Origin of the sequence: Undibacterium sp. Ji22W, assembly GCF_049340305.1 — a bacterium.
Classification (GTDB): Bacteria; Pseudomonadota; Gammaproteobacteria; order Burkholderiales; family Burkholderiaceae_D; genus Undibacterium.
Map to the genome: position 1 here is coordinate 1,028,637 of NZ_JBMPOU010000003.1, position 23,136 is coordinate 1,051,772.

The window sequence follows — 23,136 nt, forward strand, 5'->3', positions numbered from 1 at the left end:
ATGTTTTCCTTTCACGTACTAACTACAAGCTTAAGAAAAGTAAATCATGCGAACCAAGATCACAAAAAATCCAAATGGTATGTCATCACGTCGACAGTTTTTAAGCATCATCGCGGCAATTTCCGCTACGGCCGGTTTCGGTCTGTCTGGTCGTGCAGTCGCGGTGGAAAAGGATTTTCCTGCAGCGGCAGTATGGCCATTGTGGCTGGTGGAAAAAGCCGGGAGCACGGTATATTTAATGGGTGAAACCCCAGCCCGTGCTAACGCTTGGAGTGATGCGCGCGTTGAAGCCTTGGTCAAAACCTGTGCTGAAGTGTGGACTGAAACCAATCAAATCCGTCACAAGAATCCTAAGGAGTTGGTTGCAAAATATGGACTTGATACCAGTAAACCAATCACTGAAAGACTCAGTGCCAATGATGTGGATCGCCTCAAACAAGTCGCCGAACTTGCCAAGTTTCCAATGGAAGCGCTTGCACCGATGAAGCCTTGGTTGGCGGCGTTCACGATTGAGTCTGCCTATTTTGGATCACTGAAATTGAATGAGGAGGGCACTGCGGAACGTGTATTGTTGCGCAGTGCCAAGGCACTGAATATTCCGCACGCGAGCGAGTTTCGATCACAGGATGATCTGATCGAATTCATGGGTGGTATGACTCCTCAGGAAGATAGTCAATTCCTCCAGTACACACTGGATCATATTTTGGCAGGACATGCAGAGAATGAACGTATCTACGCGGCTTGGGCACGTGGTGATAGTGGACCCGCAGACGCGTTTGTTTCCAATGTGAAGCGAGTACAACCTGATCTCTATGCCAAACATATGGTGGCCCGCAACCGCAGTTGGTTACCCAGATTCGCGGCGATGCAGAAACAGTCCAAACCCTCGTTGGTGATTGTCGGCCTGTACCACATGGCTGGTCCAGATAGCTTGCTGGAACAACTCAGAGCAGATGGTTGGCATGTGCGGGCGGCGTAGAGAAATCAAGGGGAAGTGTTTTGTCGATGTGCTTTAGTAGGTTTGTGAATTTTAGGGGGGAAATCAGAGCGTAAATTTTGCGATAGTGGATTCATGACGACAATATTGCATGTTCAGATTTCCCCCCGAGTCTGCAGGGCAATCTTCTCTCATAAGGCTATCGAAAGCATCTCAGAGGTGTTGCGGCTGCGCCTCATTATTTAGGATCACTCAACTATTCAAAGGCAAAGCATTTGCCAAGTACCTGCAATTCAAACAAACTTAGCGTCTTATATTGAGTTGTTTGGAGCTCCTATGTATAGGCATGCGGTTTATTATTTCAGCTTAGTGCTGATGATAGCGGTAATCGGTTTTTATCCCTCTTATTTCGGCAACCTGCCAAATGCCGATTTGGCGCATCATTTTCACGGTATCACCGCGACGCTTTGGATGCTGATGTTGATCATCCAAGCATGGTTTGTACGGACGGGGAAAATAAAAGTACATAGGATGGTGGGACGTACTTCGCTAATACTGGCGCCACTATTTTTGGCCTCTGGCATTCTGATGATTAAGGCGATGGTGACGAGCTCATCTGGGTTTTCTCAAGCCTTTGGTAGCCTGCTTGCTTGGATTGATACCATCACCCTGATCACTTTTGTCGTGGCTTATGTGTCCGCGATTTACTATCGCATGAATATTCAGCTCCACGCACGGTTTATGGCGTCAACAGCCATTCTTGTTTTGCCACCAGCACTCGGACGCATTATGCCAAGATTGGGGGAATGGATTACTTCATTTGAAATGGCCGTGCACTTGTCATATGCGATCTGTATTGCCATCGTACTCGCCTTAATCTACGATGATTATCGTAAAGGAAAATTGCGCGCGCCCTACCTTATTCTTTTATTTTCGGTGAGCCTACAACAATACGGCTTTTACGCATCCACTGGTTGGTCTTGGTGGACAAATTTTATTTATTTGTTGAAGTAAGTTGGCTAGGATGTTTTTTATCATAAGCAGAAAATGCGTGAAAATACGGGGTCAAGTCTTGACATGCATTTTCAAATAAACAAAGCGTTGGTCAAGAAACGGAGAATGAGGTATTTCAGAATCTTCTTTGGGGAGGACAGTATGAAATTCAGAAAAGAAGTTCTAAGCAAAGATTAGTATATTTTTACTTCCGAGTAAATAATGATGAATTCTGTCTGGGTAAGAAGAATTCTTGGAGCAAACTTGTTGCAGTCAATGGTGATTGACAGTGTGACTCAAGATAAGATGAATAGAACGTGCAGTGATTGCGCGCAGAAATACAGTTCAAGTCTCTCTGCGCAACAAGTTAACGGATAGAGAAATTGCTGCGTATCGTCATCGTCAAGATAGCACGCGATCCGAGCGTTAGCGCGCGAGGTGATGTGAGAGAGGATATCGAGGAAGCTTAGATGCAATGTTCTGATCATTGGGATTAGTCTTGTTCAGAAGTATGCTATGCCATGACTTGGCCCCTTTGTTTTCTTTGTTCTAACCGAACGAAATAAAGTGAAAATGAAGACGAAAAAAGTAGGGCGGGTGCAACCCGCGCCGCCAGAATGTTCAAAATATCGGGAAGGTGATTTGATGCTTGAAAGCAGATTTGAACCATAAATCGGTGTGATGATTTACAGCGCGGGTTGCACCCGCCCTACATGGCTATATGACGGTGGCATTGCGCGTGAATAAGCGCTTCCATGCCTTGGTGGCACAAGCGCGGTCTGATGGCGCTTTAGCCCCAGAAGTGCCAGATGATGTGTTGGTGTTTACGTTGTATTCACGAGCTTGTGATCCGACGGTCGATTTTTTGTTGCGTGACAATAAGCTGAATCAAGAACAGATTGTCAATGCGATGGTCCATGCCACCATGGGCGGGTTTCTTGCGCGCTAAGTCATTGGAAAATAATTTAACAGATCTAGCTACTAGGGACTGAACCATGATTTGGAGCACAGTCTAGCGAGTGACGATTGTTGTAGTTTTGTGCTCAGTTCTTGCAATAACGTATCAGTCGGTTTCGCATCTCAAGACTTGATAGTCATCTAACCGCCTCCCTCCAATAGCGTATGCCGTTGGAGTAAAGTTGAGTTGCGAAACGAAACTTTAACGGGGAAAACGGTATGTTGTTTGCGGCGTAGACCTATATCCGAACAATAGTGTTGTGGTTACTTTGGATGAATCTGACAAAGTCATATACAGCAGAGGCATCCGAATAGTGTAGACGAGATTTGAAGCGCATTAATGCCATATCAATCGCAATCAGCGGACGTGGTGGTGGCGTCAACTTTTAATTGGTATTGGTTGGTGGATGGCTCGCAAGCACAGAGTTTTCGAGTGTGCCTTGCCAACACAACTGCCATCAAACAATCTGACGAGCCAAAGCATCATGGCGACGAATCCGATGCACGTCATTTGGCTTAATTAGAAAACCATCACAAATAATTTAACTTGACCATTCAACCGAATTTTTCTAAAATTCAAACCATAAATGACCGCAGGTCATTTTATTTTTTAAACATGATGACCGCTGGTCATTTGAGCCAAAGAAAAATATGCAAGATTTAAAAGATACATGGGCATTAATTACGGGCGCTTCTAGTGGTCTAGGAATTGATTTCGCCAACTTGTTGGCAGAACGAGGTGCAAACCTGGTGCTGGTGGCACGTCGCCTTGAGCCTATGCAAGCCTTAGCAGTAAGCCTACAGGAACGCTATTCAATCAAAGTGAAGGTCATTGAACTGGATCTCAGTAAAGATACCTCTGCATTGAAACTCAAGTCGACCCTTGATCAAGATCGCATTCATGTCGCCACCTTGATTAACAATGCCGGTTTCGGTTTATTCGGCGAGTTTTTAGAGCAAGATGTGGTGAAAACGAGTGAGATGTTGGCTCTGAATATGATGACACTGACCCAGCTAACACATGTATTTGCCGAGGATATGCGGCAACAAGGTGGTGGGCAAATCTTGTTGATCGCTAGCATAGGGGCATATCAGGCGACACCGACTTATGCTGCTTACTCAGCATCGAAATCCTACGTGCTCTTATTTGGTGAAGCGTTGCACCATGAACTAGCAAGATACAATATCAAGGTGAGTGTGCTATCACCAGGCATTACGGCCACCAGTTTTTTACAAGTGTCAGGGCAAAAGCCAACTTTCTATCAAAGAATGGTGATGATGCAGTCTCGTCCAGTTGCTATCATTGGCTTACAGGCTCTCTTTGCTGGCAAGGCGAGTGTGGTGCCTGGTTTGATTAATAAATTGACGATATTCTGCAACCGTTTTGTACCGCGTCAGTGGCAGACAAAATTAGCGTATCTCTTGATGAAAAACTAGAATCTACATGGAGGAGTCAACATGCGTTGCATCATTTTGGGAGCAAGCGGATTGGTCGGGCAGCAATTACTTTTGCAAGCCTTGGAAAACCCTCGTGTTAATCAGGTAATTGCACCAACCCGCACAGCCTTAAACCAGCATCCTAAATTAGTGAATCCGGTGATCGACTTTGCCAACGTACCGACGGATGCAGAATGGTGGCATGCCGATGTGGTGTTATGCGCATTGGGAACGACAATGAAACTCGCGGGTTCACAGGAACGTTTTTTCGAGATCGATCATGACTATGTTCTAAAGACTGCGCGAGCAGCGAAAGATGCTGGAGTGCAGAGCTTTATTTACAATTCCTCGCTAGGCGCTGCTAGCAATGCATCGTCGTTTTATTTGCGAGTGAAAGGACAGGTTGAGCTGGATTTGGAAACATTAGGTTTTACAAAACTTGGGATTGTGCGTCCATCGTTTCTCGATGGCGGACCGCGCCGTGACAAGCGACCGGGCGAATCTGCAGCGATTTTTCTGGCAAAAATATTCGCACCGATTATCCCGACAAAATATCGTGCGGTCAGTACCAGCAAGGTAGCAAAAATGATGTGGCGATTGGCTTTTGAGAATAAACCAGGAAAGCATATCCTTGAATCGGATGCGATTTATGATCTTTGACCGACATTTTCCATTGAAATTTGAGATGATGACGGATGTATTTTTCGTGGCAGTGTTGGCGTGAATGAGGTGCTCCTAGCTAGCCATAAGCAATGAAGAACGCCAAAAATAACCGAAAATCCGCGACCAGAACGCAAATCGCGGCTCTACTGTACCTAAGGGAAAATCTCGTTTGAAGTTGTACAATGATCGTATTCCCGCAACATCGCAATTCCACTGAAACATGAAGACACGCGCACTGACTAGTGACGACAAATACATCAAACGCAGCCTTATTCTTAACGCCGCGCGTGAACTATTTCTCGCAAACGATAGGCAATTGCCCGCAGTTGCTACGATTGCGAATCAAGCCGGCTTGGCCAAGGGCACGGTCTATCTTTATTTCAGTACTAAAGAAGAGATTTTTCTTGCCCTATTAGCAGAAGAGTTCGCTGGGCTACTTGGAACAATTCATGCTTTTCTGGGTAAGAATATTAGCCATAAAAAAGCCTCAAAAGCACATCGCCAAGATCTAGCGAATGGCTTGATTCAAGAAATTGTCATTTATCTCAAAACACATCCTGAGTTTTTACGACTCGATGCGATGTCCTACAGTGTGCTGGAACAAAACCTGAGTGATGAATTTTTGTATGCATTCAAGTTTGAATTGACCCGAAGCTTAGTCGAGACCGGAAAATTACTGGAAACAGTATTAGCACTTGAAGATGCTCGTGGCGCCAGTCTCTTACTGCGCACTTATGCCTTAATGCGGGGATTGTGGCAATCACTCGATTATCCAGAACACCTTCAGAAGCTACTTTCAAAACCTGTATTCGCACCGATACGCCCCGAATTTCATGGCGAACTGACAGCCACGCTAACCGAGTATTGGCGTGGTGCTTTAGCCTAATGGATATGCCAAGTCTTTGGAATGAGGTAGGCCTGTAGCGCACGATGTTGAACAAATTCGCATTCCGATCCCATTACTGGCGCGGCCCTATGTTCGGCTTAGGTGCCTAGATTCAGAATTGGAGTTGGCGGCGCGCCGTGTTTGCTATTGGATCGTTGAGGCCTCGTTCGTTTTACGTCGCGCTAGCATTAGCACCAAAGACTGAGTGGCGGGTCTTTCATCATCACCCTTAGCATGTCGCTACGTGAAATAAAACCGACCAGTCGTTCTGAATCATCGACAATGGGCACGCCATCAACCTCAAAATCTAGCATCACACGTGCAATGCGACGGATATCGGTCAGCGGTGAACTGGCGACAACAGGCGTACGCATGACATCACTCACACACCGATCTAGTACATTGGTCATGCCATTTTGTGTGAGATTGAGACTGGTGAGTAAGTCGCGCTCACTGACAACACCAATGAGTTTAGCTGCGTTGTTGAACACTGGCGCTTGATGAATGCTGCTTTCTCGCATGAGTTCCCATGCGTCAGATACGGAATCATTGACGTTGACAGTAATCACTTTGGTTTGCATGATCTGCCGCGCATGAAAGAGCGGGCCACGTTCAAATTCGATTGGTAATGTCGACCGGTAGGCATTGATTGCACGTTGTTCCGCCGCAGTCGGTGCCAAGGTTTTTGCAGGAATTGGGCTGGGAATAATATCGGTACCTAGTTCAAATCCGTCTTCCTGCACTGTGCGGCTCCGTCGTGTTTGACGGACTTGGTTGACACGACTGATGCCTTCAAATGAGCCTGAATACACTTGCCCTGTGACGCCATATACCGAAAACATAATAACTCCTTCATTCTGAACACGCACCGAAGCATCGAACGTACAAGCTATGCCACTCGTCACCTTCTAGACTGCGGGATATTTGTGGATCACAGTTTCGCGCTTGCTAACTACTTTGCATCGTCATTTTTTCAATTTTCAATTGCACGACCTTAGGTGATTTTTGCGTGGTCGTTAACTTGTAGCGATCTTTGCCCTTCAGGTATTCTTGTACCTCGGTTTCCTGAGTTGCTGAGACGATCGTCTCTGTATATCCTTGCTCGATAAACCCAGTGCTGTAGTGATGACGAACTTGCTTGAAGTCGGCTTTGCCTTCATATTGAGCGATACCTGATTGATCCCATGCAATGCGTACCAAACCATCGTACCGGGCGACAGGAGCGACATCAGTTCCACTGACTTCGCGTTGCGTCGATCGTTTTAAGTCTAAGCCGCCCAGCACACTCTCCAGAGCGCCAGTTGCCCCTGGCACGACACCTTCTACTGCTTCTTTTGCTTCAGGTATCGCACCTTCGAGTGTTTTCTTCGCTCCTGGCATCACTTGTTCTACTTTTCCTAAAACGGTCTCAGATATTTTTGGAGCGTCATTGATCAGATCGACTGCAGCATCCTTGCCTTGATATAACAGCCATTGTGCCGAAGCAATGACAGCCCAAATCAACAACACTGCCACCGTTAAGACACTGCCGATTATCCAGTACAAGGCCTTGCGAGAAATGCCAAATCTCGGTCGAGAATAGCCGGATACATTTAAAAATGGGGTACGTGAATCCATAATTTACTCCTAGTAATAAGTCACAGTGACGACCCGCCAGCCATGATCAAATGCTGGCTTTTTTGCGATGCAAAGAACGATGAAAGGAACGATGAGCGAGCCGTTTTAGGTGTTTGTGATGCTTTGTTTTTCTATCTTGCCGAACGGTTCTATTGTCCTCAAGATGGCATCATTTTCAGATTCACTTTGGCTAAACGTGTCGGCTTCACTTTCGTCCCCTGATGCTCAAACCAATGAGAATCAGCCTCTCTAAATCTGCCAAATTTTCGAACCATGACACGCGCGATACGATCAACCGCTTTATCAACCGCAGCGTTCACATCACTTTCACTATCCTCAGTTACAACGACTGGCTTGTTGGACAAGGAGATCTGAATCAAGCAACGCGTGGTATGGCATCGATCGAAGCGGTCAATTTTAGAAAAACGAACATAAATCGTCTTAACATCATCGCTTGCCCAATCCATTGCGCCGTGCAATCGATGTAAAGTATGCTGACGCAGATCGTCGTCAAGTTCTAATCTGTTTGATTGAATATCAACGTACATGGATCCTCCAAGGTCTTTAAAATGGTCGGTACGAGTCAATCAGCAGTTGGATAAAAGTAGGTCTCACCATTTAAGATCTGCTATCTTTGTACAGGTACCGTGAAATCATTATAAGTAGCTGGGATACCTCTAACAAATCGAATTATTTGTGCATTCACATCAATTATTTAGAGGTGTCTCGTATGCGGAAGTAACAGTAAGCATAGGTGAGCATTAGTGAGCATTAATGAGCCTTAGGGTCTGGCCTCGCTATAACGTGTCGCAGAGTCTGTGTTGCATCTCATGATTTGATCGTTCGTAGCATGCACGATTCCATACTGCGCAATACGCTTCGCTATTGACGCACCACGACAAGATTGCGTCTTACCGAGTTCGTTCGGGCGGCGTCAGGGGTTTTGGATAGATGTCTAGTCGCCCAGCTTTGGAAGGCTTGTTGATCATAGAGACAGGTTTTTCAATCGCGGATGGATGAGGACAATACCGTAACTATCCCCACGTACCACTTTTTAATGATTCAATCCTGAAATTCTAGACTTTAGTCCTCACATTCCCTTGTTCGTCGGAAGTGAAAGGGGGACGTTAATCGACGTCGACTACTATCCCTGTGAGCTATTTCAACAGGAGACATGATGCACACATTGATTCGATTACTGATTGTCGAATTCTTGACCGTAAGTTGTATTGCTTGCGCCGCGGACTTAACAAGCGATCCTAGGTCTATGCACACTGCGATTCGTCAGCATCGCGAATTATCGACAGATAAAACTAATGCGGATTTTGGTTTGCGGCAAGCTGAACTCTGTCAGACCGGCATCTTTAGAAAGCATGGATCGACTTTTGTTGCGCTTACCAAAGCGAGCCGAGGTTTTGACTATACATTTAGCGACGGCATTGTTGGTAATACCTTAGATGCCAATTCGCTAGTTGTGTGTGGCGATGCTGCTGTGATGGTTCGAAACAAAGAGACTTGGGCGAAAGCAGGCATTGTTGAAACTGATACGCGTTTTGAGTCGAATGGTATTTGGCTCGCAGGTCGTCTAATCGAACCGAGTAAGGCCGATAAGTATACGCCTCTCGTAGTTTATGCGCATGGTTCTGAGGATGGTGCTTGGATTGATTATGGGAGAGATCCTTATCAAATGGTGGGACGTGGCGTGTCGGTTTTTGTTTATGACAAACGTGGCACTGGATTATCTCAAGGAAAATATACACAGAATTTCCCTATCTTAGCGAACGATTTGGTTGCGGCTGCATACGAAGCCAAACGTTTGGCGGCTGCTCGTTATGGTCGCTTTGGTCTGATTGGTTTGAGCCAAGGTGGGTGGATCGCTCCGCTCGCCGCAGCGCGCGCTAAAGCAGATTTTTTGGGCATTGGGTACGGTCTCGCGGTGGATATTGCTGAAGAAGATGCGGCACAGGTGACGAAGGAGCTGGAAGAACGTGGCTACGGCGCAGACGTTTTCGATAAAGCGCGAATGGTCACGGACATTACCGCACGCATCGTCAAATCTACTTATAAAGACGGGCTCGATGACCTTGATTCGATCAAAAAAAGTTTCGAAAATGAGCCTTGGTTTTCTATCATCAAAGGCGCTTATACCGGCGTGCTTCTGAGTATTCCAGTCAGTGTACTTCGTAGCGATGGTGTTCCGCATTTGGATAAATTCGATGTCGATTGGTCGCAAGATCCGATGCGCGTTTTGCGAGCGGTTGATGTCCCACAGTTATGGGCATTCGCGAATGAAGATCGGCAAGCACCGATTGCACTCACTGTGGAGCGTCTACAGAAATTGCGAGGCGAGGGAAAAAATAACTTGATGTATATTTTCCCCAACACCGAGCATGGCATGTGGCGTTATGAGCAGGCACCTGATTTCTCACGCACACACACTAGTGTGACGCCAGGGTTTTACGATTTGATGGCTGATTGGGCGAAAGGACGATTGAGGAAAAATTATGGGCAGTCGTACCGAAGATAATAACCTAGCGTATTGCATGTTTTGCGAATCAACTGGGTCGAATCAACTGGATCAGCCTCGGTTTTGTAATTGATACTAGACCCTGTAATTTTTTGATGTTAGCGCTGCGGTAGTTGGACATGAAATTACGATAAAAGAGATAGAAGCAGCAAGCTTATCTTGAACGAAATAAATTGAAAATCAAGATGGAGAAATGTAGGACGGGTGCAACCCGCGCCGCCAGAATGTTTAAAAATACCGAGATGATGATTGGATACTTGAAAGAATATTTGAACGATAAATCGTTGGGATGATTTACAGCGCGGGTTTCATCCGCCCTACATGATTGATGAATGCATCTTGAACCGGGGAAATCCACTAGGAAAATAGAAAATTGTACTAGCGACAATTCAATCAGTGTGGAATACTTTGGTTGGGTGGCTTTAAATTCCTATCCTTCTTTGGTTCAGAACTTATTTAAGCATCTCATCTTCCGCGAAAAAGGCGATTTAGCTTTTTTAAAATGCGTCCACGTAAAGTTTAACTTCGAATCATCCAAAATGAAGCTATTTCCAGCGCAATTAATCATCGCCTTAAGCATTAGCATCACTGCATGTGGCGGCAATGAATCACCGACCAATGCGAATAACACAGTAACAAAAACCGTGAACGTAGAAGTCCCGGCTAGTGCGGTTGGCATCTACGATGTGAACTTTGGTGGTTTTCTTGGTGTTTACACTTTGCTTGACGATGGTCGGTTTTCGGGCATCCATTATGTGAATAATTTCAGCATTGTCGGTAGCCCACATAGCAATTTAGCAGTTGCAATCACTAATGACACGATTTTGCCAATTACGTGGTCCAACTTTGCTGCCGGCGGGGGAATGGGATTATTTGAACGAGGATCTCGCATTTTTCGCAGTGTCAACAATGGCACCTTGACGTTCGAACTTTCAAGCAATGATTTAGGTACTTTCACTGCAGAAGCGAAACGGCAGAAATCCCACGACACCACCTCATCAAAAACACTCTATTTCGACCCAATTCCTATGCCTGCATTAGCGGGCAATTATAATGGTGAGGGACGAACCGTAGGCTTTCAGGAAACGGTACAACAAGTAAATGATTTTTTGCTCGACAGTAGCGGCAACTTTACGCTGACCTACGGAAAATGCGGGTTCCAAGGTCGTTTGGTACAACATGGTGCCACCGGTGTATTTAATGTTCTAGCATCGAGCAGTGGCGGTGGATGTCAATTTATAGGTTTGCTGAATGGTATTGTGACGCCAATTTCCTTTAGCGAGAATAAACCCCGCCTAGGCTTACAATTGACCACGACAACGCTTTCGCATTCGGCGGTATTTATACTGCTAAAAAAATAGTCACACCAGAAAAATATCTCTAGCAATTCGCTTGCACGGTAATTCTAATTTGACATTTACAAGTTCGCTTTTGTTGGGCACAAGAACCGTGCATATCCTGCATGGCCTATTTCCCAGCCGCTTCACTAACTGCTGGCCGACGGTCGACAGCGCCTTTAAGCAGATTCTCTTTCGCATTCAATATGATCACTTCGGCGGCACCTTGGCTGCCACCTTCCACCACTTTATGCCCCATCGCTTTAACCCAGAATTTCCATTAGGATTTGAGACTATGGTGGATGCACTTTTCGAGGCAGTTTTTACGTGAATGAGGCGAATTTAGCGAGCTATTTGCAACGAAGAACGAAAAAATGACCGAAAATGCTCCGCCAGCGCTCAAATAGCGTCGAATACGCCTAATGGAAAATCTGGGTTTAAGTAGCTTAATGGTGTTTGCAGAGAAGCCATAGCGTTCAATAGTCAAGGTATCCGGCACCCATTGGTGAGATGGTTGGTGTCATGCTGGAAGACAATCTGACTGTATTCGAACAAGTGAGATTCGTGATGAAGGTTGGAGTTGTGGTTAAGCCTTAAAACATTGCGCAACTAGCGCTCAAAAAGCGTTGTTGTTAGGTCTTGCTATAACACATCGCTGAATTTATGTTGCATGTCAAGACTTTACCATGCCTACCGGTTTAATGGTGATCGCTTGCTGTAGCTTTACTTTGACCGCAGTGCTCAATCCAAAGTAAATAGACTTACCAGTTTATTTTGCCATCCACTGGCGACGCTGGGACGCCAAACTAGCCAGCATTGTTCGACGCATTCGTAGTCGCAATCCGTGACATGCAAACGTACTAGACTTGGATCGTTTAGGGCGAAGTCTGGCAGGTAGGCGAGTGCCTGACCCGAGCGAACTAGACTCATCAATAGTTGTAAATCATCGAGCCAGAATCGGATTTTTCGTGGCAGTTGATCATCACGCCATCCGTCGGAGCGTGTGCCTCGATCTATGCCGCAAAACAGGGAGCGGTCGGGGCAGGCAAAATCGTAATTGAGAATTTGCGCGGTATTGGACTTGAATTTGCGCATGGTGGGTTTGGCATCGCTCATTGTCTTCACGAGTGGGTGTCGAGTGCCCGCTGCTAAGTGCATCGTCAAATTTCCAATCGCCACGGCTTCTAGACCAAGAGGCAGCGAAGTGTTAATCGCAGCTTGGGTTACTAGAGCGAAATCGGCTGCGCCCTTGCTCAAAGCACCAAGGGCGGCGTCTTCGAATTGCGAAACGAAGGCGATGCCGCTGCCAGGATAGTGTTTCTGAAGTAGTTCGGAGAATGTCGCTCCATAGCGCCATTGTAAGATGGCAGGACCGACAATGCGACAGTGTAGATGCTGACGCTCCCCGCGAAATTCCGCTTGTGTTTGATCGGCAAGTGCAACTAATTGCTCGGCACGTTCACGCAGATGTTCCCCCTGGCTATTGAGTCTCAAACTCTTACCAATACGATCAAAGAGCGGCGTGTTGAGCGCCGTTTCTAATCGCTTTATCGCCTTGGACAAAGCGGATGGACTTTGATAAAGCTCAGCTGCCGCGTTACGCAAGTTGGCATAGCGCGCGATGACTAAGAATGAGCGTAGGTCGTCGATCTCCATTGCATGTTCCCTCTCGATTGCTCTCGATTATTTGATTCCTATAAGTGCACAGATAGGTATTTTAAGTTGCTTGGTAGGATATAGCAATGTGATTACACTATCACTTCATCATGATTAGACTTAAGAGGAATACATGGTAAACATACGAGACGTGCTTAATCAACAATGGATTTACACGAGCCATCCGGATAGCATAGTGGGACCCGAACATTATGCGTTGCGCGAAGAGGTGCTCGATACCACGCTATCCTCAGGTGAAGTTTTGGTGGCGGCCAAATACATCAGTGTCGACCCCTATATGCGGATCAATCAATCGCGCAAACCTACTTTTAATGAACAGCCGCATGCGCTCAACACGGTGCAGACCGCTGGGGTAGTCGGAGAAGTTCTAGCGTCGAGTGTGCCTCATCTGCAGGCAGGTGATATGGTTGAAGGCATGTTAGGTTGGCAGACTCACGCACGAGTACATCACAGTATATTGCGTAAATTAGATACCAAGATAGCGCCGGTTAGCTCGGCACTCGGTGTGTTAGGCATGCCGGGGCGAACGGCATGGTTTGGCTTAACCGAAGCGGGTAGACCACATGCAGGCGAAGTCGTTGTTGTCTCCGGCGCGGCCGGAGCGGTCGGGTCTTTGGTTGGTCAATTTGCGAAGCGTCATGGTTGTAAGGTACTTGGCATAGCTGGAAGTGCGGAGAAATGTGCATGGCTGCTGGACAGACTTGGGTTTGATTGGGCAGTGGACTACAAATCGCATTCCTCGGCCGACTCGCTTGCCGCAGAAATCAAGTCATTAGTTGGCGGCGTTGACGTTTATTTTGACAATGTAGGCGGCATGGTTAGTGATGCGGTAATTCCCTTAATTAATCGTCGTGCTCGTATCGTCATTTGTGGCAGTATTAGTCAATATTCTGAAGGCTTGGATCATGTGAAAATGGGACCACGTTTTCTGCATCACATGCTGTATCAACGTGCAACCATACAAGGTATTTTGGCGCGAGATTACCTACATCGCATGGATGAAATGCTGGCTCTGGTCGGGCCTATGGTGAGTGCAGGTGAAATCGTGTTTGAGGAGACCGTGATACACGGTTTCGATCAATTGCCATCTGCGCTCAATAGCTTATTTACGGGCGGTCACCGTGGAAAATTGTTGGTGAAAATATGAGATTGAAATGCTTTCATTTGAACGTCACCAGTAAGCTATGGTTCGTATTGTTACTTTTCTTTTCCATCTCCGCAGGTGCACAGCAAACAACCAGCTCGATGACAAAGTCGATGAGTTTTGGTAAACACGGCATGGTTGTATTTGGTGGCCTTGAAGGTTTATACGCGTCGCACATGCCGATGTTTCATGCTCCACATGACTATCAGGTGCTGATTCGTTTTCATTTGGTAGATCCTAAAGTTGATCAGCAGTTACGCCAGCGGTTGTCTCGTAAGCCAACGCTTTGGTCACTTGATCCGGAAGATTTTGAACTGTCACGTCTTGGACCTGAGCATCCGCAAGCCTTACAGCAATTCACGGCAGTTTTTTTCGAGGGACATTTTGAACGTGATGGCAAAGCGCGTTATGCAAAGCAGATGGTGGTGATTGATGAAGTTCTCATGTTTCGACAGCTCTCGATGCAAGAGCGTAATCACACCGACGGGCACTATCGGGTGATAGGCCATGGACATGAGCGATTCCTGATTAAGGAAATAGACAGGCGTCCGGACTTTGACGTCATTATCGCATTGAGCAAGAAAACGAGACAATTTCAAGATAATGCTCTTGTATTGCCAAGTGACGCGATGACAATACCCAGCGCTATTTTGACTTTGCTTAGTGAGCAAGGCGGCTCGGTAAAGGTTTTATACTTTGAAACAGGTGATCTTCAATAGCGATCACAGTGTGGAACAACTTGTGGCGTTTTGGGTTGGGCACGGCGTCATTGTGCCCATGAGTTGGTATTGAAGAAAAAATGAAATATTGCCGATTCCAAGTGTTTTTTTGACCTGAGAATAAGGAGTGTTGCCAGCGCAGATGGCAAACCTAAGGCCCATCTGCAATTAGAAATACATCAGAATTCGGCCTATTTCCCAGCCGCACCACCATCTGCTGGCCGACGGTCAACACCGCCTTCAAGCAGATTCTCTTTTGCATTCAATATGATCACTTCGGCGGCACCTTGGTTGCCACCCTCGACCACGTTATGTCCCATCGCTTTCAGTAGCTTGATGGTGTCAGCAGAGAAGCCGAAGCGTTCAATAGTCAAGGTGTCCGGCAACCATTGATGATGCATGCGCCCGCCATCGACTGCTTCTTGCGCGTTCATACCAAAATCAATCACGTTCAGGATGGTGGTGAGCACCGTATTGATAATCGTTTTGCCACCCGGTGAGCCGGTCACCATAAACAATTGGCCATCTTTGGTGATGATGGTCGGCGCCATGCTGGAGAGCATGCGCTTGCCGGGTACGGCGAGATTAGGCTTGGTGCCTATCTGGCCACGCTCAGTCGTCAAACCTGGTCCGGCATTGAAATCGCCCATTTCATTGTTCAATATAAATCCAGTGCCCGGTGCCACGATGCGCGAGCCGTAAGCGTATTCCAAGGTATAGGTCAAAGAGACGGCATTGCGCTGTGCGTCGACCACAGAAAGGTGGGTGGTTTCTAGCGATTCTGCCGGCCAGCTGAACGAAGTTGGTGTGGATTTTGAAGCTTTAGTTGGGCTAATGGTCTTGCGTAAGTTGGTCGCATACTCTTTCGATGTTAAGCGGGCGATGGGCATGTCGCTCACAAAATCAGGGTCACCCAGATGCTGTGCCCGGTCTGCAAAAGCACGACGCATTGCCTCGGTAATTAAATGTTGATTCTTGGCAGAGCCGTAGCCGTTGGCTTTTAGATCATAGCCTTCCAGCAGATTGAGCATCTCGACCAACGCGACTCCGCCCGAGCTCGGTGGCGCCATGCCGATAATGTCATAGCCGCGATAATTTCCCTTGATCACATCACGCTTTTTGGCTTGATAGGCTTTCAGATCTTCGCGTGTGATGAGACCGCCATTGGCCTTCATGTCTTGTTCGATTAAGAGCGCGGTTTCACCCTCATAAAAACCAGCGGGGCCTTGCTCGGCAATGCGTAGCAAGCTGCGTGCAAGATCGGCTTGTTTCAGCGTTTCGCCTGCTTGATAAGGCTGTCCATTTTTAGAAAATTGTGCCAGCGTTGCCGGGTATTTTTTAAAAGAGGGCAATACTCTTTCTAAGGAACGCGCCAAGCCATGCGAGACTTCAAAACCATCCCGCGCCAAGATGACGGCAGGCATCACAAGTTCTTTCCACGGCTTGGAACCTTGCTCTTTCCATGCCATATGCAAACCTGCAACTGTGCCGGGCACGCCGACTGAACGATGGCTATTGTGGTGTAAATCGTAATCGTATTTACCGTCTTTTAACCACATCTCAGGAGAGGATCCACTAGGTGCAGCCTCACGAAAATCATACGAGATAGCTGCCCCGCTAGTCGGGCGATACACCAGAAAACCACCACCACCGATATTGCCCGCCGTAGGATGCGTCACCGCCAGCGCGAACGCTGTGGCGATCGCCGCATCCATCGCATTACCACCATTTTTGATAACCTGAAAACCCACTTCGGAGGCAATATCGCTTTGCGACACGACCATACCCAGCTTGGCACGGGCTGGCGTCGATCCAGCGTGTGTGGCTGGTGTTACAAGGGCAAGCATAGAAAAGGCAGAAACAAGGACGAGAAGCTGACGGCGTATCATGAAACATCTCCAGAAAGAGGGAAGATCTAAACCAGTAAATCAAATGTATACAAAAGTGAAAAGCGCACTATTACGCTGAATAGGTAGAACTATACCTTTATTAGGTGCTGACCATGAAAACTCAGTGAGGAATTTTGGTTTGTTACTTATCGACTGTCATCGATAGATTTAACGATTTTGTCTAAAAAGCAGTAACGTGAAAAATGTAGGGCGGGTGCAACCCGCGCCGTCAGCATTTTAAAATACCGGAAGGGTAAATAGATACTTGAAAGAAAATTTGAACGATAAATCGTTGAGCCGAATTTTTGTGGTGCTGACAAAAAGCAATTCTTTACCTTATTGATCTTTCGTTACACAATTGCCTCTTCTTTTGTAGAGGGAGGTAATTGATGAGATTGCGTTTTTTGTGTGCGTCCTTAGCGCTGGCAACGCTGACATCAGCATGTATCGCCAATAGTGCGGGTCTTTTGTTGCCCGCAAATGATGATAGTGAAATCACAGCGCTCAAGGCAGCGCGTTTGTTGGATGTGAAATCAGGGAAGATCGTGAATAATCCGATCGTCTTGGTGTCGAAAGGCAAAATCACGGAGCTTGGGCAGAACATTGCGATCCCCCTCGGCGCCAAACAGATTGATCTCGGCGATGTCACTTTGATGCCGGGGTTGATCGATGCTCATACGCACTTGCTACAAAATCTCTCGTTTGAAACTTCTGCGCGCATACGTGAGTCTGGCAGTATGGTGCACACACTTTCCACGATGTCTGATGCGAAGCGAGCATTGTTAGGCGCGACAATGGCACGCGAAGATTTGATGTCAGGCATCACCACGGTGCGTGACCTTGGTAACTCTGGTACAAATGCCGACGTTGACTTGCGCGATGCCATTAATCAATCTTGGATACAGGGACCGCGCATGTTGGTATCGACGCGTGCCTTGGCGCCGATTGGCGGACAATTCAATAAGTTGGCGAAAGAAACCCACGCCTTGATCGACAAGGAATACGCAGTCATCAGTGGGCCCGAAGAAGCTCGTAAAGCGGTTCGTAATGCCATCTTTGACGGCGCCGATGTGATTAAAGTGATTGTCGATGCAGAGTCGCGCTTATTGACACTCGAAGAGTTGCAGATGATCGTCAATGAAGCACATCGAGTAGGAATCAAAGTCGCTGCGCATGCAGGCACCGAGCCCGCAGGAATGCTTGCAGCGCAGGCTGGTGTGGATTCGATAGAGCATGCGTATGGGATTTCCGATGAACTTCTAAAATTAATGGCAAAGAAAAATATCGCCATGGTTGCTACGGATTCTCCTGCATGGTATTACCTCGGGAAGTCCAGCGAAAAAGAAATCAGTGAATCTGATCAAGAGCGCTTAACCATGTTTAAGTATGGCGAAAGATTCGCGTTGGAGAGAATTGCTAAAGCTAAAGCGGCAGGTGTCAGAATAGTCTTGGGCAGTGATTCCTACTACCAAGCTGGCAATTTAACACGCGGCCAAAGTTCACTCTTGCCATTGCGTGTTTATGCGATGGCCGGTTTGAGTCCTGCGGAAGTGATTCGCACAACTACCATCCACGCTGCTGAACTCCTAGGATGGGGCGGGAAAATTGGCAGTCTAGAAAAATCGAAAATTGCCGACATTATTGCCGTGCCGGGCAATCCATTAGATAATCTGCTGGTATTAGAACAAGTGAAATTTGTGATGAAAGATGGGGTTGTGGTCAAGCCTTAAAATAAGGCACAACTAGCGCTGAAATCGAGGTTTGCATTATTACGTCATGCAAACAATCAGTGAGTTCGGTGTGAGTAGCGAGCACGCGATAGGCACCCGAAATTGCGGTGCTGACAAAGTTGATTGTGTCATTGGGGGCAGATCTTGCTATAACGCATTGAAGCGACAATGTTATATGTCAAGACTTGGCCCCATACTTTCGTGACCCAATAATTTCGTTAGCGCGTTCAATCCTTTGAAGTTTCAAACAATGCCAAGTTGGCCCGGTCAAAATTTGTAACTTGTCAAGTTTTTCCATCGCAGAAAGAAAAGATCAATCGTCTGTGTTGTTTTTTATGAAAACTTTCATAATTAGTTAAAAAGCCTTTGTAAGTTACGAGGTATATTTATAGCAATTGTTATACGAAGAATTTTGACCTTTTTGACCTGCGTTAATTCTAGCCGCGGAGGAGATATTGATGAATAGTGTGATTGAAAAAGAAATTTCCGAATCCATGAGTTCTGTGGCGAGTCAACATTCACAATGCCAACTATTCGTGCAAACTTTTTTGCTCTCTGTTACAGGTCTCTTTGCCGTCGCAGCGTTTTTTAGCAAAGATAGTAAGCTGACGCTGCAAGCATCATCAGTCGGAATTGTTTACTCATTGTTGGTTTTCTTCATGGGCTGGGTTTTTTTGTCTGTTATTGCACACAAGGTGGCAATGATACATATCCTGTATAAGCACATTGCGGCGATGAGAGCGTTTCGTGTTAGTTTGTTTCCTATGTTGCGAAATACTTATGTTCTGCCTATCGGGCGTGCCACAGCAAAGTATGGAAGTATGATCAATCAACTTCCTTATCTCTTTTTTGCCTTTAACTTCGTATTATTTGCTGGCGCGCTATCGTTTTTTCTTGCACCGCACATACAGTATCATCAGAATGTAGCGGTTGTAATAGCCGTATGTACTGTTCTTGGGACGTTCTATCCTATCGTCTGCATTTCGTTTAATAAGCACCTCGAATGCGCTCGAAGAGCGAAAGATATGTTGCATAAAGAGCGACTAGAGAAAGTTTGGACACAATCAGTAAGAAGTAAAAAACGAAAGTTTCGTTGGCCGCGGATTCTCTTTCTTATACTTTGCAACTTTGGAGCGATTGCAATAGCTGTTCTTTCATTTGACCCCTCCCATTTTCTATCTTCTCGGCAAATTATTGCCTTTAGTTATGGCGGCGCGCTCGGTTTTATTTTTTTGAGGTATGCCGTTGAAAAATGGCGAATTAGGATCGGAATAGAGTCTATCAGTAATGAGGAAAAATGAAATTGGGGGAAGTCCAGGAAGCATCTTGGCGACTTGATCGGTAATTCAAAGTGAGTTTCCAGATTAGCGATTGCTTGAGTGATGAAAAGATCGCTATGCTCAAGTTTTTGTGGAGGGTGTAAAAATTCATTGGGCTCAGATCTTGAATTGACGTTTTAGTGTGTTGATGTTGCATGTCAAGACTTGAACCCATACTCTTTCGCGAGGTCGGCCAATTTTGTTGTACGTTTTGATGCATTTAGTTGAAATCAGTTTTAAGGTTTTTGCATTTGTTGTTCGAACGTGATTTCGATAAATTCCGATGGGCGATTTATTGCAACCAAGACCGTCACACGCAAAATGCCTTCTAAGATATCTTCTGGAGTCATTGTTTCGCCTAAACCGACATACACACTAAATGCATCTTCTGTAGTAGCACCGACTAGGCCGCCGCTTTTCCAAATGTCATTTAAGAACTTGCTGATCATGCACTTGATCGTCACCCAAGTGCGATCGACGTTGGGTTCAAATACATAGAGTTTGGTTGCCAAGCGTATTGATTCCTCTAGCATAATCATCGTCCGACGCACGTTGATATAACGCCAGTCAAGGCTATTTCCATCTAAAGTTCTAGCGCCCCAAACTAAGGTGCCTTCACCGATAAAGCTACGGATTGAGTTGATGGATTTACCCGCGGTAGTGACGTTCAAATCTTCTTGATCGACATGTGTGATATCAACGCTTGGTTTAACAACGGCGGCTAAGGCTATGTTGGCGGGTGCCTTCCACACGCCGCGCGTATTGTCGACGGCCGAGTAAACACCGGCCATCGCAGCAGCGGGTGGCAGTAAGTTCAGTTTATTTTGCAATGAGACCAGTATTTCATTGTACAAGGGGCTGATGAGCGATATGTTTTTGAGCAGTCTACTTAGACCTAATACGGTATTTGCATACGCAGCGGATCTTTCAGCATTCTTTTTTACCTTCCCCTTGTCGTCGGTCAATTTTGCAGAAGTGCCGGTCGATACTGCTTTCGTTGCTAAGTCGCTAGCCGCTTTCAATGCAGATGGAATCGTCTCTATTATCGCGTTGTAATCGCTCTTTTTTTCATCCGATAAATTACTTTGATTCACTTCCATTTTCAACACCTTGACTAAGCTTGCACCCGTCTCGTCGGCAGCGTTGATATTGGCGATATAACAAAAGTTCATATCATCGAATGGCACAATAGATGTATGCAACCACGGATAATATGCAGCAGCAAAGCTAAGAAAATCGCGATTCAGAGCGTTTCTAAATTGAGCGATGCAATCAATATCGGTGATGCGATCTTTATATCCATCGTATACGTCTAGAATGGCGAAGCGATTTTTCATTCTACTGCCACAATGCTCGATGCTTACATGTTGCAGGGCGATACAATCTTCTTCTGACAGAGACATTGCGTCAGGAATGATGACCATGGTTGGCTCTTGCTCCTTCAATAGTTCGTCAAAAGCACTTTCTAGTTTTGATCGTTCTATTGTTCCAGCGGTGTAGTCGCCAATTGATACGATGTAGCAAGCACCACCTCCGTTTTTAAAAAATAAGATCATGCTGTAGTACAGAAAATATCTAGGAGATTTGTGAAGTAATTGAAACTTCTCATTACCAACACAAAAGTCACTATTTTCTAAATTTTTGATATTTTTGTCTTTGCTGGGGAATACATCGATTACGAATTTGTCTTCAGGTGCGCCTCCAAAAAAATGAATAAATTCCGACATCGATGAAATACGCCAAGGTCTTTTCACCAAGGTGTTACCTTTATTCTCTGCTTTTTCTGTGTAGCCAATAAATGCCGGCACAGCAGTCGCTACACGAACGACAGAATTGGGGAAGGCATTTTGTTCATAGATATAAACACCAGGTTCTTTATTCGTTCCACTCATCGTGGTTCCTTTAAAAAATTAGCGGTATCGAGTCTTCGCGATATCTGGAAATTGGATTTCTATAATAGACTATTTAGATGAAAATCATGACACACAATATCATCGTTCACCGCGCACAACTCGACTCACGGTAGAGTAGTGCAAATTCAAGTAACGACCAATTTCAGCTAGGCTATAACCGCAGTCGAGATGCGCGAGTCGGATTTGTTTGTCTCGTTTTACTTTATTGATGTTTCCTTCGATATCGAACAGTGCCTGCAGAGAAGGGCGGTTGAGGAAACGTTGCGCACGTGGGACTTCATCTAGTTTCTTCGCATCTCGAATGTACGGTTGTAAGGTCGCAACGAATTCTTCGTTACCCAACAGTACTTGTCCCTTGAGTTTGCTCCATGGTGAATCTTGTCCGATTCCTTGCAAAACAAATTGCTGAAAGCGTTTTCGTGCGGTGGATTTTTTGTTGGAAAACTGACTAAGTAACCAGTCTGTGCTGACAAAAGAGGTGTCTTGCTGCACGCTAACAGTTTGTGCATAACTAGACCAAAGATAAAGTTCAGGCAATGTCACCATATGGGCACGCACAGGGTTGAGCACAATGTAGCGACATAACTGGAGTAGGTAACTGTCTTTATCGACCAGTATCGCTTTATAGCGCCCCTGAAAAACATGGCCGACGTGAGCATGCCTACGATTGAATTGTTGGGTGTACACGCCATTGAGTTGCCGCATCCCCACTTGTAAATTGGCGTCTGGCGTCTCGATTAGCAAATGGTAGTGATTGTCCATCAAGCAGTAAGCATGGCAAATCCAGTTGAACTTCGTTATGCATTCAGCCAGCAGGTCGAGAAACCCACGTCTATCATCGTCTCCAAGATATATAGCCGAGCGCGCATTGCCACGCGAAGTGATATGGTAGATGGCACCGGGGAAGCTTAGGCGTAATGGTCTGGACATGGGGATTAGTCTAGTTCATAAGTGTGTCATGTCAAGACTTGACCCCATTTTTTCAGGCATCACATTGGGTGCGGGCGAAGCGGTTCGCAGAATCGGATCGCCGAGTGTAATAATTGATGATTGACTGCTCAAAAATAGGAATGCAGATTCGTGCATACTCCAGAAGAAATTTTGTGTTGATGGCTAGAGAATTTTTCAGATTCTGCAAACCACTAGCAAAATCAAATCTCTTTGAAGTTGGTTAAATGACTCACTCCTAAATTTTTTGTTGAAGTCACCTACATTCATGGAGACTTAACCCAAAAAAACTTAGATAATGAAGACAGGTATTGCGCGCTGTTCATTTGATGGCTAAGGCAAAAAATCACGCACCTCTCAACCCGACTAATCGAAGTACGATGTGTTAGTCCCACATTTATCCCAATAAATTGATATGTAGTTCAATCAATGTTCGACTCAGC

Annotated in this window: 21 protein-coding genes; 13 read left to right on the forward strand and 8 right to left on the reverse strand. The window is 46.0% G+C overall.

Annotated features, from left to right (window positions below):
* The first annotated feature begins 46 nt into the window (after positions 1-46).
* The 7 genes from ACO0KW_RS17005 (at position 47) to ACO0KW_RS17035 (ending at position 5,873) form a co-directional block, all read left to right on the forward strand.
* Complete coding sequence (locus tag ACO0KW_RS17005) at positions 47-979, forward strand: TraB/GumN family protein (RefSeq protein WP_423054542.1); 933 nt, start codon at positions 47-49, stop codon at positions 977-979.
* 294 nt (positions 980-1,273) lie between these two features.
* The gene (locus ACO0KW_RS17010) at positions 1,274-1,951 is read left to right on the forward strand and encodes a hypothetical protein (protein ID WP_423054544.1); all 678 of its coding nucleotides are present in this window, start codon (positions 1,274-1,276) and stop codon (positions 1,949-1,951) included.
* Positions 1,952-2,669: 718 nt separating this feature from the next.
* Entirely contained in the window at positions 2,670-2,879 is a 210-nt protein-coding gene (locus tag ACO0KW_RS17015) for a hypothetical protein (RefSeq protein ID WP_423054545.1), read from the forward strand.
* A 348-nt stretch (positions 2,880-3,227) separates the two neighbouring features.
* Positions 3,228-3,407 (forward strand): hypothetical protein, encoded by a 180-nt coding sequence (locus ACO0KW_RS17020; RefSeq protein WP_423054546.1) that lies wholly within the window; start codon positions 3,228-3,230, stop codon positions 3,405-3,407.
* A 131-nt stretch (positions 3,408-3,538) separates the two neighbouring features.
* Positions 3,539-4,324 (forward strand): SDR family NAD(P)-dependent oxidoreductase, encoded by a 786-nt coding sequence (locus ACO0KW_RS17025; RefSeq protein WP_423054547.1) that lies wholly within the window; start codon positions 3,539-3,541, stop codon positions 4,322-4,324.
* A gap of 21 nt (positions 4,325-4,345) precedes the next feature.
* Positions 4,346-4,984, forward strand: a complete 639-nt coding sequence (locus ACO0KW_RS17030; protein WP_423054548.1) for an oxidoreductase — start codon at positions 4,346-4,348, stop codon at positions 4,982-4,984.
* Between the two features lie 223 nt (positions 4,985-5,207).
* Complete coding sequence (locus ACO0KW_RS17035; RefSeq protein WP_423054549.1) at positions 5,208-5,873, forward strand: TetR family transcriptional regulator; 666 nt, start codon at positions 5,208-5,210, stop codon at positions 5,871-5,873.
* 188 nt (positions 5,874-6,061) lie between these two features.
* Here the strand turns inward: ACO0KW_RS17035 and ACO0KW_RS17040 are convergent, their stop codons facing one another.
* The 3 genes from ACO0KW_RS17040 to ACO0KW_RS17050 all read right to left on the reverse strand — a co-directional run bounded on the left by ACO0KW_RS17040 (position 6,062) and on the right by ACO0KW_RS17050 (position 8,038).
* Entirely contained in the window at positions 6,062-6,715 is a 654-nt protein-coding gene (locus ACO0KW_RS17040) for a CBS domain-containing protein (RefSeq protein WP_423054550.1), read from the reverse strand.
* Positions 6,716-6,821: 106 nt separating this feature from the next.
* A complete protein-coding gene (locus tag ACO0KW_RS17045) occupies positions 6,822-7,490 on the reverse strand; it encodes a hypothetical protein (protein WP_423054551.1) in 669 nt (222 codons plus the stop codon).
* Between the two features lie 158 nt (positions 7,491-7,648).
* Entirely contained in the window at positions 7,649-8,038 is a 390-nt protein-coding gene (locus ACO0KW_RS17050) for an HPF/RaiA family ribosome-associated protein (protein ID WP_423054552.1), read from the reverse strand.
* Positions 8,039-8,664: 626 nt separating this feature from the next.
* Between ACO0KW_RS17050 and ACO0KW_RS17055 the strand changes: the two genes are divergently transcribed.
* Together ACO0KW_RS17055 and ACO0KW_RS17060 are read left to right on the forward strand one after the other, a co-directional pair.
* The gene (locus ACO0KW_RS17055; protein WP_423054553.1) at positions 8,665-10,017 is read left to right on the forward strand and encodes an alpha/beta hydrolase family protein; all 1,353 of its coding nucleotides are present in this window, start codon (positions 8,665-8,667) and stop codon (positions 10,015-10,017) included.
* Between the two features lie 539 nt (positions 10,018-10,556).
* Complete coding sequence (locus ACO0KW_RS17060) at positions 10,557-11,378, forward strand: hypothetical protein (RefSeq protein ID WP_423054554.1); 822 nt, start codon at positions 10,557-10,559, stop codon at positions 11,376-11,378.
* 106 nt (positions 11,379-11,484) lie between these two features.
* Here the strand turns inward: ACO0KW_RS17060 and ACO0KW_RS17065 are convergent, their stop codons facing one another.
* A complete protein-coding gene (locus tag ACO0KW_RS17065; RefSeq protein WP_423054555.1) occupies positions 11,485-11,613 on the reverse strand; it encodes a hypothetical protein in 129 nt (42 codons plus the stop codon).
* Positions 11,614-12,095: 482 nt separating this feature from the next.
* The gene (locus tag ACO0KW_RS17070) at positions 12,096-13,010 is read right to left on the reverse strand and encodes a LysR family transcriptional regulator (RefSeq protein WP_423054556.1); all 915 of its coding nucleotides are present in this window, start codon (positions 13,008-13,010) and stop codon (positions 12,096-12,098) included.
* 133 nt (positions 13,011-13,143) lie between these two features.
* On the opposite strand from ACO0KW_RS17070, the gene ACO0KW_RS17075 reads away from it, so the two are divergent.
* Together ACO0KW_RS17075 and ACO0KW_RS17080 are read left to right on the forward strand one after the other, a co-directional pair.
* A complete protein-coding gene (locus ACO0KW_RS17075) occupies positions 13,144-14,178 on the forward strand; it encodes an NADP-dependent oxidoreductase (RefSeq protein ID WP_423054557.1) in 1,035 nt (344 codons plus the stop codon).
* Positions 14,175-14,894: a hypothetical protein gene (locus ACO0KW_RS17080; RefSeq protein ID WP_423054558.1), complete on the forward strand. Its 720-nt coding sequence runs from the start codon at positions 14,175-14,177 to the stop codon at positions 14,892-14,894. Before ACO0KW_RS17075 ends, ACO0KW_RS17080 begins: the two co-directional genes overlap by 4 nt.
* A 191-nt stretch (positions 14,895-15,085) precedes the next feature.
* On the opposite strand, the gene ggt is transcribed toward ACO0KW_RS17080, so the two are convergent.
* On the reverse strand, positions 15,086-16,783 hold the full coding sequence (gene ggt, locus ACO0KW_RS17085) for a gamma-glutamyltransferase (protein WP_423054559.1): 1,698 nt from the start codon (positions 16,781-16,783) through the stop codon (positions 15,086-15,088).
* Positions 16,784-17,172: 389 nt separating this feature from the next.
* Between ggt and ACO0KW_RS17090 the strand changes: the two genes are divergently transcribed.
* Positions 17,173-18,513, forward strand: coding sequence for an amidohydrolase family protein (locus tag ACO0KW_RS17090; RefSeq protein WP_423054560.1), 1,341 nt, complete (start codon positions 17,173-17,175; stop codon positions 18,511-18,513).
* A 458-nt stretch (positions 18,514-18,971) separates the two neighbouring features.
* Entirely contained in the window at positions 18,972-19,814 is an 843-nt protein-coding gene (locus tag ACO0KW_RS17095; protein WP_423054561.1) for a hypothetical protein, read from the forward strand.
* Between the two features lie 254 nt (positions 19,815-20,068).
* Here the strand turns inward: ACO0KW_RS17095 and ACO0KW_RS17100 are convergent, their stop codons facing one another.
* Entirely contained in the window at positions 20,069-21,724 is a 1,656-nt protein-coding gene (locus tag ACO0KW_RS17100) for a phage tail sheath family protein (RefSeq protein WP_423054562.1), read from the reverse strand.
* 99 nt (positions 21,725-21,823) lie between these two features.
* Entirely contained in the window at positions 21,824-22,675 is an 852-nt protein-coding gene (locus ACO0KW_RS17105; protein ID WP_423054563.1) for a transposase, read from the reverse strand.
* Positions 22,676-23,136: the final 461 nt, after the last annotated feature.

Coding starts and splice junctions, on each gene's coding strand:
- ACO0KW_RS17005 (WP_423054542.1), top strand. CDS start 47: ATGCGAACCAAGATCACAAAAAATCCAAATGGTATGTCATCACGTCGA.
- ACO0KW_RS17010 (WP_423054544.1), top strand. CDS start 1,274: ATGTATAGGCATGCGGTTTATTATTTCAGCTTAGTGCTGATGATAGCG.
- ACO0KW_RS17020 (WP_423054546.1), top strand. CDS start 3,228: ATGCCATATCAATCGCAATCAGCGGACGTGGTGGTGGCGTCAACTTTT.
- ACO0KW_RS17025 (WP_423054547.1), top strand. CDS start 3,539: ATGCAAGATTTAAAAGATACATGGGCATTAATTACGGGCGCTTCTAGT.
- ACO0KW_RS17030 (WP_423054548.1), top strand. CDS start 4,346: ATGCGTTGCATCATTTTGGGAGCAAGCGGATTGGTCGGGCAGCAATTA.
- ACO0KW_RS17035 (WP_423054549.1), top strand. CDS start 5,208: ATGAAGACACGCGCACTGACTAGTGACGACAAATACATCAAACGCAGC.
- ACO0KW_RS17040 (WP_423054550.1), bottom strand. CDS start 6,715: ATGTTTTCGGTATATGGCGTCACAGGGCAAGTGTATTCAGGCTCATTT.
- ACO0KW_RS17045 (WP_423054551.1), bottom strand. CDS start 7,490: ATGGATTCACGTACCCCATTTTTAAATGTATCCGGCTATTCTCGACCG.
- ACO0KW_RS17050 (WP_423054552.1), bottom strand. CDS start 8,038: ATGTACGTTGATATTCAATCAAACAGATTAGAACTTGACGACGATCTG.
- ACO0KW_RS17055 (WP_423054553.1), top strand. CDS start 8,665: ATGATGCACACATTGATTCGATTACTGATTGTCGAATTCTTGACCGTA.
- ACO0KW_RS17060 (WP_423054554.1), top strand. CDS start 10,557: ATGAAGCTATTTCCAGCGCAATTAATCATCGCCTTAAGCATTAGCATC.
- ACO0KW_RS17065 (WP_423054555.1), bottom strand. CDS start 11,613: ATGGGGCATAAAGTGGTGGAAGGTGGCAGCCAAGGTGCCGCCGAAGTG.
- ACO0KW_RS17070 (WP_423054556.1), bottom strand. CDS start 13,010: ATGGAGATCGACGACCTACGCTCATTCTTAGTCATCGCGCGCTATGCC.
- ACO0KW_RS17075 (WP_423054557.1), top strand. CDS start 13,144: ATGGTAAACATACGAGACGTGCTTAATCAACAATGGATTTACACGAGC.
- ACO0KW_RS17080 (WP_423054558.1), top strand. CDS start 14,175: ATGAGATTGAAATGCTTTCATTTGAACGTCACCAGTAAGCTATGGTTC.
- ggt (WP_423054559.1), bottom strand. CDS start 16,783: ATGATACGCCGTCAGCTTCTCGTCCTTGTTTCTGCCTTTTCTATGCTT.
- ACO0KW_RS17090 (WP_423054560.1), top strand. CDS start 17,173: ATGAGATTGCGTTTTTTGTGTGCGTCCTTAGCGCTGGCAACGCTGACA.
- ACO0KW_RS17095 (WP_423054561.1), top strand. CDS start 18,972: ATGAATAGTGTGATTGAAAAAGAAATTTCCGAATCCATGAGTTCTGTG.
- ACO0KW_RS17100 (WP_423054562.1), bottom strand. CDS start 21,724: ATGAGTGGAACGAATAAAGAACCTGGTGTTTATATCTATGAACAAAAT.
- ACO0KW_RS17105 (WP_423054563.1), bottom strand. CDS start 22,675: ATGTCCAGACCATTACGCCTAAGCTTCCCCGGTGCCATCTACCATATC.